The sequence below is a fragment of the Mycobacterium asiaticum genome, from assembly GCF_001668675.1.
Classification (GTDB): domain Bacteria; phylum Actinomycetota; class Actinomycetes; order Mycobacteriales; family Mycobacteriaceae; genus Mycobacterium; species Mycobacterium asiaticum_D.
The window spans coordinates 73360-86654 of record NZ_LZKQ01000189.1; the positions used below are offsets into that span (position 1 = coordinate 73360).

Genomic DNA, 13295 nt, shown 5'->3' on the forward strand with positions numbered 1-13295 from the left:
ACGGCTTGACCGCTTTCGGGCACGACGCCTGGTGGCTGGTGTTGGGCAAAGCGCTGGCCATCTTCGTCTACCTGGTGCTGACGGTGCTGGTGGCGATCCTGCTCGAACGAAAGCTGCTGGGCCGCATGCAACTACGGCCCGGGCCCAACCGGGTGGGGCCGAAGGGTCTGCTGCAGAGCCTGGCCGACGGCGTCAAGCTGGCGCTGAAAGAGAGCATCACGCCCAAGGGCATCGACTGGTTCGTCTACTTCGCGGCGCCGGCCATCTCGGCGATTCCCGCGTTCACCGCCTTCGCGTTCATTCCGTTCGGCCCCGAGGTTTCGGTGTTCGGCCATTGGACTCCGTTGCAGCTCACCGATCTTCCGGTCGCGGTGCTGTTCATCCTGGGTCTGTCGGCGATCGGCGTGTACGGCATCGTGCTGGGCGGTTGGGCGTCGGGATCGACCTACCCGCTGCTCGGCGGGGTGCGGTCGACCGCCCAGGTGATCTCCTACGAGGTGGCGATGGGGCTGTCGTTCGCGGCCGTGTTCCTTTACGCCGGCACCATGTCGACATCGCAGATCGTGGCCGCCCAGGACCGCGTCTGGTACATCTTCCTGCTGCTGCCGTCGTTCTTGACGTACCTGATCTCCATGGTCGGTGAGACCAACCGGGCGCCGTTCGACCTGCCCGAAGCCGAGGGCGAATTGGTGGCCGGCTTCCATACCGAGTACTCGTCGCTGAAGTTCGCCATCTTCATGCTTGCCGAATACGTGAACATGACCACGGTTTCGGCGCTGGCGGCGACGATGTTCCTGGGCGGCTGGCACGCCCCGTGGCCGTTGAACCTGTGGGAGGGGGCCAACAGCGGCTGGTGGCCCGTGCTGTGGTTCACCGCCAAGGTGTGGACGTTCCTGTTCATCTACTTCTGGTTGCGCGCCACGCTCCCCCGGTTCCGCTACGACCAGTTCATGGCGCTGGGCTGGAAGCTGCTGATCCCGGTGTCGTTGGCGTGGATCATGATCGCGGGCACTGTGCGCTGGCTGCGCAATCAGGGCTACCCCCACTGGACCCCGGTGCTGGTGATTTGCAGCCTGGTGGTGGCCGTCGTGCTGATCGCAACGCTGCGCAAACCGTTCACTGTGCCCAAACGCCAGAAGCAGCGTGTCGAAAAGCCTGTCGGCGCAAGCGATCCGCAACCAGCATTCCCGACACCACCACTGCCGATGAAGACCCTCGAACGGCCCGTTGGTGCGAGCAAGGAGAAGGCACGTGGCTAAATTCTTGGACCCCATCGCCGGATTCGGCGTCACGTTCGGGTCGATGTTCAAGAAGACCATCACCGAGGAGTATCCGGAGAAGCCCGGCCCGGTGGCGCCCCGCTACCACGGCCGTCATCAGCTGAACCGCTATCCCGACGGGTTGGAGAAGTGCATCGGGTGCGAGTTGTGCGCCTGGTCCTGCCCCGCCGACGCGATCTACGTCGAGGGCGCCGACAACACCGAGGAAGCGCGGTACTCGCCGGGGGAACGCTACGGCCGGGTTTACCAGATCAACTATCTGCGCTGCATCGGTTGCGGGCTGTGCATCGAAGCCTGCCCCACCCGCGCCCTGACGATGACCAACGACTACGAGCTGGCCGACGACAACCGCGCAGACCTGATCTACGAGAAGGACCGGCTGCTGGCGCCGCTGGAGCCCGGTATGACGGAACCGCCGCATCCGAGGGCGGAGGGTGCCACCGACAAGGATTACTACCTGGGCAACGTGACCGCGGACGGAGTGCGGCAAAGTCAGGAAGCCGGGGACCCCCGGTGAGCGTGATACTCGCCTCCAACCTGGCTCCGGAGCTCATCACCCGCACCTCCACCGGTGAAGCGGTGATGTTCTGGGTGCTCGGCGCGCTGGCGTTGGTCGGAGCCTTGGGCGTGGTGCTGGCCGTCAACGCCGTCTACTCGGCGATGTACCTGGCGATGACGATGCTGATCCTGGCGGTCTTCTACATCGCCCAGGACGCGCTGTTTCTGGGTGTCGTTCAAGTCGTGGTCTATACCGGCGCGGTGATGATGCTGTTCCTGTTCGTCCTGATGCTGATCGGCGTGGACTCGGCGGAATCGCTGAAGGAGACGCTGCGCGGACAACGGATCGCCGGAGTGGTGACCGGCGTCGGCTTTGGCATCCTGCTGATTGGCGGGATCGGCAACGTTGCGACAGCGGGCTTCCACGGGCTGGACGGCGCCAACGCCGGCGGCAACGTGGAAGGCCTTGCCGCCCTGATATTCACGCGCTACCTGTGGGCCTTCGAGTTGACCAGCGCGCTGCTGATCACCGCCGCGGTCGGCGCGATGATCCTGGCGCACCGGGAGCGGTTCGAGCGGCGCAAGACTCAGCGCGAGCTCTCTCAGGAACGCTTCCGTCCCGGCGGGCACCCCACCCCGCTGCCCAGCCCGGGTGTCTACGCGCGCCACAACGCCGTCGACGTCGCCGCCCTGCTGCCGGACGGTTCGTATTCGGAACTGTCGGTCTCGCGCATCCTGCGCACCCGCGGCGCCGACGGCCTGGAGACACCGTCGCCCGAATCGGTCAAGGGAGGTGCGTCATGAATCCGGCCAACTACCTTTACCTTTCGGCGTTGCTGTTCACCATCGGAGCGGCCGGCGTGCTGCTGCGGCGCAACGCGATCGTCATGTTCATGTGCGTGGAGCTGATGCTCAACGCGGTAAACCTGGCGTTCGTCACCTTCGCCCGCATGCACGGCAAGCTCGATGGACAGATGATCGCGTTCTTCACCATGGTGGTCGCCGCCTGCGAGGTGGTGATCGGCCTGGCGATCATCATGACGATTTTCCGTACCCGCAAATCGGCGTCGGTCGACGACGCGAATCTACTCAAAGGCTGAAAGAGCCAACGTGAATAACCTGGCGCTTCATTACACCTGGCTGCTCGTGGCACTGCCACTTGCGGGGGCCGCAATCCTGCTGTTCGGCGGTCGACGCACCGACGCGTGGGGCCATTGGCTGGGTACTTTGGCCGCCTTGTCGGCCTTCGGCGTGGGCGTGACGCTGCTGACCGACCTGTTGAGCCGGCCCGCCGAGGAGCGCACCGTCAGCCAGACGGTGTTCAGCTGGATACCGGTCGGCGGCCTGCAGGTGGACTTCGGCCTGCAGATCGACCAGCTGTCCATGTGTTTCGTGCTGTTGATCTCTGGTGTCGGGTCGTTGATCCACATCTACTCGATCGCCTACATGGCCGAGGACGAGGACCGCCGCAGGTTTTTCGGCTACCTCAACCTGTTCCTGGCTTCGATGCTGCTGTTGGTGGTCGCGGACAACTACGTGCTGCTCTACGTCGGGTGGGAAGGCGTCGGCCTGGCGTCCTACCTGCTGATCGGGTTCTGGTACCACAAGCCGTCGGCCGCCACCGCGGCCAAGAAGGCGTTCGTGATGAACCGGGTCGGGGACGCCGGCCTGGCACTGGCCATGTTCTTGATGTTCGCCACCTTCGGAACCGTGTCCTACAGCGGCGTTTTCGCCGGAGTGCCGGCGGCGAGCCAGAGCGTGCTGAACGTGACGGGACTGCTGCTGCTGCTGGGTGCCTGCGCGAAGTCCGCCCAGGTGCCCCTGCAGGCGTGGTTGGGTGACGCCATGGAAGGCCCCACCCCGGTGTCGGCCCTGATCCACGCGGCCACCATGGTGACCGCCGGTGTCTACCTGATCGTGCGGTCCAACCCGTTGTTCAACCTGGCCCCCGGCGCTCAATTGGGTGTCGTCATCGTCGGCGCCGTCACGTTGATGCTCGGGGCGTTCATCGGCTGCGCGAAGGACGACATCAAGCGCGCACTGGCCGCCTCCACCATGAGCCAGATCGGCTACATGGTGCTGGCCGCGGGGTTGGGCCCGGCCGGTTACGCCTTCGCGATCATGCACCTGCTCACCCACGGCTTCTTCAAGGCCGGCCTGTTCCTCGGGTCCGGGTCGATCATCCACGCCATGCACGAGGAACAGGACATGCGTCGTTACGGCGGCCTGCGCGCGGCGCTGCCCATCACGTTCGTGACGTTCGGCCTGGGATACCTGGCGATCATCGGCGTGCCACCGTTCGCCGGCTTCTTCTCCAAGGACGCGATCATCGAGGCGGCACTGGGGTCCGGCGGCACCCGCGGCTACATCCTGGGCGGCGCGGCCCTGTTGGGCGCGGGCATCACCGCGTTCTACATGACGCGGGTGATGCTGATGACGTTCTTCGGTAAGAAGCGTTGGGCTCCGGGACTGCATCCGCACGAGGCACCCGCCCTGATGGCGTGGCCGATGATCCTGCTTGCGGTCGGGTCGGTCTTCTCCGGTGGCCTGTTCGCGATCGGCGGCACGCTGCAGCACTGGCTCGAACCGGTGGTCGGCGGGCACGAGGAAACCACCCATGCGGTGCCCGCCTGGGTCAGTACGTCACTCGCGCTGGGTGTGGTGGTCGTCGGTATCGCGGTGGCCTACCGGATGTATGGCGGAAAGGCCGAAATCCCGCGGGTGGCGCCGTCTCAGGTCTCGGTGCTCACGGCGGCCGCTCGCGCCGACGGGTACGGCGACGCCTTCAACGAGGAGGTTTTCATGCGCCCCGGTGCGCAGCTGACGTACACGCTGGTGGGGGTGGACAACGCCGGCGTGGACGGCTCCGTCAACGCGCTCGCGGCTCTGGTGAGCCGGACCTCGAATCGGTTGCGAGGCATGCAAACCGGCTTCGCGCGCAATTACGCGTTGTCGATGCTGGTGGGTGCCGCGCTGGTGGCCGGTGCGCTGTTGGCGGTGAACCTGTGGTGACCGGCATCCCGTGGCTGACCGTCCTGTGGCTGGTGCCGCTGGCCGGATCGGTGTTGATCATTCTGCTGCCGCCGGGACTGCGCCGGGCCGTGAAATGGACCGGGGTGACGGTGAGCATCCTGACCCTGGCGGTGTCCCTCATCGTGGCCGCCGGGTTCAAGCCGGGTGGAGACACCTACCAGTTCACCGAGAAGCATTCCTGGATCCCGTCTTTCGGCGCCGGATACACGCTCGGGGTGGACGGCATCGGTCTGATCCTGGTGCTGCTGACCACGGTGCTGATACCGCTGCTGCTGGTGGCCGGCTGGAATGACGGCGGCGATGCCGACAGCTCGTCAGGTCGGGAGGGCCGCCCGCGCGGGGTGCACGCCTACGTCGCGCTGACGCTGGCCATCGAGTCAATGGTGCTGATCTCGGTGGTGGCCCTCGATGTGCTGCTGTTCTACGTCTTCTTCGAGGCGATGCTGATCCCGATGTACTTCCTGATCGGCGGGTTCGGTCACGGCAGTGAGCGGTCGCGCGCGGCGGTCAAGTTCCTGTTGTACAACCTGTTCGGCGGTCTGATCATGCTGGCCGCGGTGATCGGTCTCTATGTGGTGACCACCCAACACGGCGGGGGCACCTTCGATTTCGTCCGGATCGTGGAAGACGTGCGCGCCGGGCGCTACCGCGACGTGGACCCCGCCGTGCTCAAGGCGCTGTTCCTGGGCTTCATGTTCGCCTTCGCGGTCAAGGCGCCGCTGTGGCCGTTCCACCGCTGGCTGCCCGACGCATGCGTCGAGGCGACGCCGGCCACCGCGGTGCTGATCACCGCCGTGATGGACAAGGTCGGCACCTTCGGCATGCTGCGCTATTGCCTGCAGCTGTTCCCCGACGCCTCAACGTATTTCCGGCCGGTGATCGTCACGCTGGCCATCATCGGGGTGATCTACGGCGCGATCGTCGCGATCGGTCAGACCGACATGATGCGCCTGATCGCCTACACGTCGATTTCGCACTTCGGGTTCATCATCGCCGGCATCTTCGTGATGACCACGCAGGGCCAGAGCGGGTCGACGCTGTACATGCTCAACCACGGCATCTCCACGGCCGCGGTGTTCCTGATCGCGGGCTTCCTGGTGTCACGGCGCGGCAGTCGGTTGATCGCCGATTACGGCGGCGTGCAGAAGGTGGCCCCGATCCTGGCCGGCACGTTCCTGGTGTCCTGCATGGCTACCCTGTCGCTGCCCGGCCTCGCGCCCTTCGTCAGCGAATTCCTGGTACTGCTGGGCACATTCAACCGCTACTGGCTGGCGGCGGCCTTCGGGGTCACGGCCCTGGTGCTGGCCGCCATCTACATGCTCTGGCTCTACCAGCGGGTGATGACCGGCCCGGTGGCCAAGGACAACGAGAAGATCCGCGATCTGGTGCCGCGGGAAATGATCGTCGTTGCCCCGCTGATCGCACTGCTGCTGGTGCTCGGTGTCTATCCGAAGCCGGTGCTCGACCGGATCAACCCGTCGGTCGAACACACCATGAGCACCATCCGACAGCAGGATCCCGCGCCGACAGTGCCCATAGGCGTGCGCCCGACAACGGCCGAAGGACCGCACCCATGATCAACAAACCCAGCGTCGAGTACTTCCTGCTCTCCCCATTGTTCATCGTGTTCGGCGTGGCGGTGATCGGCGTGCTGGCCGAAGCGTTCCTGCCCCGCCGGCTGCGTTACGGCGTGCAGGTCGGCCTCACCCTCGCCGGCTTTGTGGCGGCATTCGCCGCGGTGATCGTGGTGGCCAAGTCGGTTCCGGCCGTGGGTCAGGCCACCGTGCTCGGAGCGATCGCCGTGGACCGGCCGGCGCTGTTCCTCCAGGGCACCGTGCTGCTGGTCGCCGTGCTCGGAACGATCTTCATCGCCGAGCGCCGACACGTGGTCACCAAGTCGAAGGTGTTCGCGGGGCTGGATTCCTTTACCCCGCAAGCCTCTTCGACACCGGGCAGTGACATCGAGCGGGATGCCGAGCGAATGGGTGCCGCCCAGACCGAACTCTTTCCGCTGCTGACACTTTCGGTCGGCGGCATGCTGGTGTTCCCCGCCTCCAACGACCTGTTGACGATGTTCGTTGCGCTGGAAGTTCTTTCCCTGCCGCTGTACCTGATGTGTGGCCTGGCCCGACACCGCCGACTGCTGTCGCAGGAGGCGGCGCTGAAGTACTTCCTGCTGGGCGCGTTCTCGTCCGCGTTCTTCCTCTACGGTGTCGCGCTGCTCTACGGCGCCACCGGCACGCTGACTCTGCACTCCATCCGGGAGGCGCTGGCCGCGCAGAGTGACCGATCCATGGCGCTGGTCGGAGTCGCCCTGCTGGCGGTCGGCCTGCTGTTCAAAGTTGGCGCCGTCCCGTTCCATTCGTGGATTCCCGACGTCTATCAGGGGGCGCCCACCCCGATCACCGGGTTCATGGCTGCTGCCACCAAGGTGGCGGCGTTCGGGGCACTGGTGCGCGTCGTCTACGTGGCGTTGCCGCCGTTGCACGGCGACTGGCGCCCGGTGCTCTGGGCCATCTCGATCCTGACCATGGCCGTGGGGACCATCACCGCGGTAAACCAATCCGATGTCAAACGGATGCTGGCCTATTCGTCGGTGGCCCACGTCGGCTTCATCCTGACCGGTGTGATCGCCGACAACGCGGCGGGCCTTTCCTCGACGTTGTTCTATTTGGTGGCCTACAGTTTCAGCACGGTGGGCGCGTTCGCGATCGTCGGTCTGATCCGCAATGCGGACGGGGTCGAAGACGCGAGCCTGGCGAACTGGGCCGGGCTGGGGCAGCGATCTCCCATTGTGGGCGTGATGCTTTCGATGTTCCTGCTGGCTTTCGCGGGCATCCCGTTGACGAGCGGCTTCATCAGCAAGTTCTCCGTGTTCAAAGCCGCCGCCGAGGGCGGTGCGGTGCCGCTGGTCATCATCGGTGTCATCTCCAGCGCGGTCGCGGCCTACTTCTACGTGCGAGTAATCGTGTTGATGTTCTTCACCGAGGGCACCGACGACACGCCCCAGGTGGTGGCACCCGGCGTGCTGAGCAAGGCGGCAATCGCGGTGTGCGCCTTGGTCACCGTGGTGTTGGGTATCGTGCCGCAGCCGGTGCTGGACCTCGCTGACCACGCGGCGCAGTTACTGCAACACTGAGGGATCCGGGCTGGAACGGTCAGGGCTGGCCGAAGAAGCCGGCCTGGTTGTCGCCCTGGTTGCCCACGCCGGAGCTGTTGTCGCCGGAGTTGCCGAAGCCGGAACTGAAGTCACCCGTGTTACCGACGCCAACGTTCGCGAAGCCGGAGTTATTGAAGCCGACATTCGCGATGCCCGAGTTGCTGAACCCCCTGTTGGATTGTCCGGTGTTGTTGAAGCCGACCAGTCCGGTGCCGTCGTTCAGGAAGCCTGAGGTGGCGACGAAGGGCAAACCATTGACGTTGGTGTTCTGAAAGCCCGAGACGAAATCGCCGGTGTTGTTGAAACCGGACACGTTGCTGCCGGTGTTGCCGAATCCTGATACGGTGCCGGGCTGATCGACGGAACTACCGATCGCGGTGTTGACGTCACCGCTGTTGAACAGGCCCGTGTTGAGGTCGCCGGCGTTGCCGAAACCCGTGTTGTACGAGCCCGAGTTGAACGAACCGGTGTTTCCGCCGAAACCGGTGGCACCGCCGGAATTGAAGTCGCCGGTGTTCTGATTGCCGGAGTTGCCCGAGCCGACGTTTTGGAAGCCTGCGTTCCACATGCCCGCGTTACCCGAGCCGGCATTGCCGAGTCCGACATTATTACTGCCACCATTGCCGAACCCGGTATTGGCGAAACCTGAGTTCCAGAAACCCGAGTTGACTGACCCTGCGTTGCCGAAGCCCGTATTGCCGTCACCGGAGTTGAAGAACCCGAAGTTGCCGTTCCCGGAGTTGAAGAACCCGATGTTGTTGTTGCCGGAGTTCCCGAAGCCGAGGTTTCCGCTGCCGGTATTCAGGACCCCGATGCCAATCTGATTGTCACCGATGAGCCCGATGCCGATGTTGTTGTTGCCGAGGTTGCCGAACCCGAAGTTGGCGCTGCCGAGGTTGCCGAACCCGAAGTTGCTGCTGCCGAGGTTGCCACTTCCCACGTTGAAGGAGCCGAAATTCCCGCTACCGAGGTTGAAACTGCCGAAATTGCCGCCACCGAAATTTCCGTTACCGGCGCTGTTGCCGAAGCCGAAGTTGCCGGACCCCTGGTTGCCCCAGCCCAGGTTCAGATTGCCGATGTTTCCGCTGCCGAAGTTGGTGTGGCCGATATTGCCGCTGCCGAGGTTGTAGGACCCGAAGTTCCCGCTGCCCAGGTTCAGGTTGCCGAGGTTTCCGCCACCCAGGTTCACGTTGCCGAAGTTGCCGCTGCCGAGGTTAAAGTCACCGAGGTTGCCGCCGCCGAAGTTCCATTGGCCCTGGTTACCCAGGCCGGTATTGATGTCGGGCAGCGCAAACACCGCACCCGGTGCTGCCAGCGCCGCGAAGGTTGGCGCCAACGGACCCAAGTCGAGCAGGAAGGCCGGAGCGCTGGCGCGGCCGAAGATCCCGGCTTGGTTGTCGCCTTCGTTGAACGCGCCGGCGCTTTGGTTCCCGGAGTTGCCGATTCCGGTGCTGAAATTGCCAGAGTTCGAGATGCCGGTGCTGAAGTCGCCGGTGTTGAACCAACCGACGCTCTGGCTGGCGTTACCGATGCCCACGGCGAAAACACCGGAGTTGCCGAAGCCGGTGGCGAACGATTCCGAGTTGTTGAATCCAGAGATTCCGCCGACGCCGAATATACCGTCGACATTTTGAAAACCAGAGGAGAAACTAGCGGAATTATTGAAACCGGAACTATCGGTGCCGGTGTTGCCGAAGCCGGAAGACGTGACACCGGATGGAGTGATCGAGCTACCGAGCGCGGTGTTCAGATCTCCGGAGTTGAGCAGACCGGTATTGGTGTCGCCAGCGTTTCCGTAGCCCGTGTTGACGGAGCCGGCGTTTGAGAGTCCGGTGTTGAAGTCGCCGGAGTTCGCCCAGCCGGTGTTGAGGCTCCCGCTGTTTCCCGAACCCGTGTTGTTAGAGCCGGAATTACCGGAGCCCATATTGTTGGAACCCGCGTTACCGAGCCCGAAATCGTTGAACCCCGAGTTTCCGACACCCATTCCCAAGTTGCCCGCATTCCAGAAGCCGGTGTTGGTTGCGCCCGAATTACTGAAGCCGAAATTTCCGTTACCCGAGTTGAAGACTCCGAAGTTGCCGTCACCGGAGTTGAAGAAGCCGACGTTGTTGTTCCCCGAATTACCAAAGCCGAGGTTGCCCACCCCTGAGTTGAGTGCCCCGATCCCCACCTGATTGTCACCGGTGAGACCGAAGCCGATGTTGTTGTTGCCGTTGTTCCCGAACCCGAAGTTGAGATTGCCGTTGTTGCCGAAGCCGATGTTGTTGGAACCGAGGTTGCCGCTGCCCAAGTTGAAGCTGCCGAAGTTCCCCGAGCCGTAATTGGTGCTGCCGTTATTGCCGCCACCGAAGTTGCCGCTGCCCAAGTTGCCGAAGCCGAAGTTGCCGTTGCCGTCGTTACCGAAGCCGAAGTTCAAGCGACCGAGGTTACCCAGACCAAAATTGGTGAAGCCCGTATTCCCGAAGCCCAGGTTGTAGGACCCGAAATTGCCGCTGCCGAAGTTGAGGTTGCCGGTATTACCGCCACCGAAATTCACGTTGCCGAAGTTGCCGCTGCCGAGGTTGTAGTCACCGAGGTTGCCTCCGCCCAGGTTCCAGATTCCGCTGTTCCCCAGACCGGTGTTGATGCCGGGGAGCACGGAAGCTGCCACGGCAGCGGCCGGAGCGGCAAGCGCCGCGACCTGACTCAAGCCCGGCAGACCCGCCAACGTCGTCCCCCACGACGACAAAGCCGCCACCGCGGCGGACGCCCCACCGTGGTAACCCACCAGCGCCGCGACGTCGGCGGCCCAGAACTCCTCGTAGAGGGCTTCGGCCGCCGCGATTGCCGGCGCGTTCTGACCGAACAAATTCGATAACACCAACTGCACGAACGCATTTCGATTCGCGGCCACCGCCACCGGGTGCACCGTCGCTGCCCGCGCCGCCTCGAACAACCCCGCCACCGCGTTGGCCGACCCCGATGCCGTGGCGGCTCGAGCCGCTGCCGCGCTCAACCATGCCGCATAGGGTGCGGCGGCCGCCGCCATCGCCTCGGCGGCAGCGCCCTGCCAAGCCTGTCCCGCCAACCCCGACGTCAACGCCGTGAACGACTGAGCGGCGGACGCCAACTCCTCGGCCAAACCGTCCCATGCCGCCGCGGCCGCCAGCATCGGTCCTGAACCGGCTCCGGCAAACATACGCAAGGAATTGATCTCGGGCGGCAGTCCGAAGAAACTCATTTGGCCATCCCCTTCCGGCGAGTGGCTCCAGGCCCGCCGATGAAGGGCCCCCGCAAACCCACCTCAGGCGGCACTGTAGGACGTCTGACGCCTGATTTCTGGCGAATGAGTCAAACTGATGTGAAGTTGCTAATTCCTCATCGCGACGAATTTCAATTCAGGAACGGGCGGGTGGTGAGCGCATAAATCGCCAATACCCCGAGTGGCGCAATCAACGGTAACCATGGCACCTGCAGCGGAAACGACGTCGCGACCAGCCCGGCGGCCGTGAAACCAACGGCGCCAATGATTGTCGGCCAGGTTCCCGCCTCGACGATGCTCACGGCATGTCGAGCGACGAGGTATGCAGCCGCAAACAGGCCCGACAGTGCGGCAGTCGCCTGCGAAGGTTCCGACAGCAGAATCACGACCACCGACAACAACACGGCAATCGTCGCGCCGGGTCGGAATGTCGTCGCGGCTCCCACCGCAAGTACCGCGGCGCCGGCAACCGCCAAAACCGCGCCGTGCGATCCGATCGCGGCCGTCCCGACCATGAGCAAGCCGAGCATCGCCGCCAAGATGCTGTTACTTGCTTTGGCAAACATCTCAGCCACCGCCCCGCAACTGGCCCCGCACCCGACGGCGGCGATCGGGCAATGCCCCCATCGCCTGCTCGAGCGAGCGCTCCGATGGCCAAGCCAGCACGTCCACGCCGATGCTGGTCATGTCTCGGTACATCGCGGAGCGCTGCAGCGCCCACATCCGGCCCACCAGCGGGTCGTGTTCGTCCTCAAACGGCGAAGTGTCCAGCACGTCGACCGCGACCACGACATGGCCGCGTTTGCGTAAGTCAATGAGCGCCAACGCGAATTCGGTATCGAGCAGCGTCGAGAAGGCGATGACGATCGCCCCCGCCGGGACCGCGGCCCGCGGCGCGAGTGTTCCGGTGGCTTTCTCGTACCCTTCGCCCGCCCCCAGCACGGTGTCCAGCACGCGGTAGAACTGGCGCTGGCCGATATCGGCGCCCAGCCAGCGCGGCCGGCTGCCGCCCAATGCGACGATCCCGGCGCGGTCACCGTTGCGCAGCGCGGTCTGCACCACCTGCGCGGCCCCGCGCACCACGCGTTCGGTGGCCTGGGTCGCCGGCCCCGCGGGCTGTCGATAGGAGTCGATCAGCACCACCACGTCGGCGGCCCGGTCGGTCAGTCGCTGCGTCACGTGCAACCGGCCGCGGCGCGCACTGACCGCCCAATTCACCGCGCGCAGTTGGTCGCCGGGGATGTACGGACGGATGTCGGCGTATTCGACGCCGGGACCCACGTGCCGGGTGAGGTGCGCGCCCAACCGGTCGAGTAACTCGGTCCGTGGAATCGACGTCGCTTGCGGGGGTGTGAGCGGAAATACGATTACGTCGGCGGTGTCAACGGTGCCGGTGCCCCGTACCAGGCCGCCGCGCGCGAGGACGTCGACGCGCATTCGGATGGGATAGCGTCCCCACCTGTTGGCCACGGCGGCAACCGTTTTCGCGTGCCTACTTGGCGACTCCAGCACCTCCACTTCCATGCCGCCGACCGATGACACGGTCAGATCCATGGCGTCGGACTCCGTGGTGGCCCACACCGATATCCGTGCTTGCTCGTCTTCGAAGCAGCGCTGTGAATCCGGCTCGGCATGCACCTGAACGGTGGGGACAGGTAGCTGCCAGTTCAGAGAGCACAGCACACCGAGCAGCGGGGCCGCGAAGGCGATCAGCTGCCAACGTCCACCGACGACCGCAGCCACCAGCGCGACCGCGGCACAGGTGGCGATCGACAACGTCAATTGTGATGCTCGCCAACGAAACTCGACGTCGCGAGTTTGGATCATGCCGAGCTGTTCTTCTCGTTGGCGCGGGGCACGGGCAAGCGCCGCAACAGTTCCCCGACCACGTCCGCGCCCTGGATCTTGCGGACCCACATCTCCGGTCGCAGCGTGATCCGGTGCGCGACCGCAGGGGTGGCGAGCGCCTTGACGTCTTCCGGGATCACATAGTCGCGGCCGAGCAACAGGGCGCGGGCACGGGCGAGCTGAACCAGATCGAGCTCGGCTCGTGGGCTGGCGCCGACGGCGACCTGGGGATGGT

The 13295-nt window shown here is 64.8% G+C and carries 10 protein-coding genes and 1 pseudogene; 7 read left to right on the forward strand and 4 right to left on the reverse strand.

Annotated features, from left to right (window positions below; translation table 11 throughout):
- Positions 1-5 precede the first annotated feature (5 nt).
- The 7 genes and pseudogenes from nuoH (at position 6) to nuoN (ending at position 7950) form a co-directional block, all read left to right on the forward strand.
- A complete protein-coding gene (gene nuoH, locus A9X01_RS16255) occupies positions 6-1259 on the forward strand; it encodes an NADH-quinone oxidoreductase subunit NuoH (RefSeq protein WP_155772120.1) in 1254 nt (417 codons plus the stop codon).
- A pseudogene (gene nuoI, locus A9X01_RS16260) lies at positions 1243-1797 on the forward strand (NADH-quinone oxidoreductase subunit NuoI); the annotation flags it as partial. The gene nuoH and the pseudogene nuoI, both read left to right, overlap by 17 nt.
- Positions 1794-2582, forward strand: a complete 789-nt coding sequence (locus tag A9X01_RS16265; RefSeq protein ID WP_065121721.1) for an NADH-quinone oxidoreductase subunit J — start codon at positions 1794-1796, stop codon at positions 2580-2582. The pseudogene nuoI and the gene A9X01_RS16265, both read left to right, overlap by 4 nt.
- On the forward strand, positions 2579-2878 hold the full coding sequence (nuoK, locus tag A9X01_RS16270; protein WP_065121722.1) for an NADH-quinone oxidoreductase subunit NuoK: 300 nt from the start codon (positions 2579-2581) through the stop codon (positions 2876-2878). The genes A9X01_RS16265 and nuoK overlap by 4 nt, the downstream gene beginning before the upstream one ends.
- Before the next feature lie 10 nt (positions 2879-2888).
- Positions 2889-4790, forward strand: a complete 1902-nt coding sequence (gene nuoL, locus A9X01_RS16275) for an NADH-quinone oxidoreductase subunit L (protein WP_065121723.1) — start codon at positions 2889-2891, stop codon at positions 4788-4790.
- Positions 4787-6388, forward strand: a complete 1602-nt coding sequence (locus tag A9X01_RS16280; protein ID WP_155772121.1) for an NADH-quinone oxidoreductase subunit M — start codon at positions 4787-4789, stop codon at positions 6386-6388. The genes nuoL and A9X01_RS16280 overlap by 4 nt, the downstream gene beginning before the upstream one ends.
- Positions 6385-7950, forward strand: coding sequence for an NADH-quinone oxidoreductase subunit NuoN (gene nuoN, locus A9X01_RS16285; RefSeq protein ID WP_065121725.1), 1566 nt, complete (start codon positions 6385-6387; stop codon positions 7948-7950). Before A9X01_RS16280 ends, nuoN begins: the two co-directional genes overlap by 4 nt.
- 19 nt (positions 7951-7969) lie before the next feature.
- Here nuoN and A9X01_RS16290 read toward each other — a convergent pair whose 3' ends face one another.
- From A9X01_RS16290 to A9X01_RS16305, 4 genes are all read right to left on the reverse strand, one after another.
- Positions 7970-11191 (reverse strand): PPE family protein, encoded by a 3222-nt coding sequence (locus A9X01_RS16290; RefSeq protein ID WP_065121726.1) that lies wholly within the window; start codon positions 11189-11191, stop codon positions 7970-7972.
- 152 nt (positions 11192-11343) lie between these two features.
- Entirely contained in the window at positions 11344-11742 is a 399-nt protein-coding gene (locus tag A9X01_RS16295; protein ID WP_436405276.1) for a hypothetical protein, read from the reverse strand.
- A gap of 37 nt (positions 11743-11779) precedes the next feature.
- The gene (locus A9X01_RS16300; protein WP_065121727.1) at positions 11780-13039 is read right to left on the reverse strand and encodes a DUF58 domain-containing protein; all 1260 of its coding nucleotides are present in this window, start codon (positions 13037-13039) and stop codon (positions 11780-11782) included.
- On the reverse strand, positions 13036-13295 hold a 260-nt coding region (locus tag A9X01_RS16305), incomplete at its 5' end, for an AAA family ATPase (protein WP_436405275.1). The genes A9X01_RS16305 and A9X01_RS16300, both read right to left, overlap by 4 nt.

Excerpts from the sequence above, each read along its gene's own strand:
- nuoK (WP_065121722.1), top strand. The coding sequence starts at position 2,579 with ATGAATCCGGCCAACTACCTTTACCTTTCGGCGTTGCTGTTCACCATC.
- nuoN (WP_065121725.1), top strand. The coding sequence starts at position 6,385 with ATGATCAACAAACCCAGCGTCGAGTACTTCCTGCTCTCCCCATTGTTC.
- A9X01_RS16290 (WP_065121726.1), bottom strand. The coding sequence starts at position 11,191 with ATGAGTTTCTTCGGACTGCCGCCCGAGATCAATTCCTTGCGTATGTTT.
- A9X01_RS16295 (WP_436405276.1), bottom strand. The coding sequence starts at position 11,742 with ATGCTCGGCTTGCTCATGGTCGGGACGGCCGCGATCGGATCGCACGGC.
- A9X01_RS16300 (WP_065121727.1), bottom strand. The coding sequence starts at position 13,039 with ATGATCCAAACTCGCGACGTCGAGTTTCGTTGGCGAGCATCACAATTG.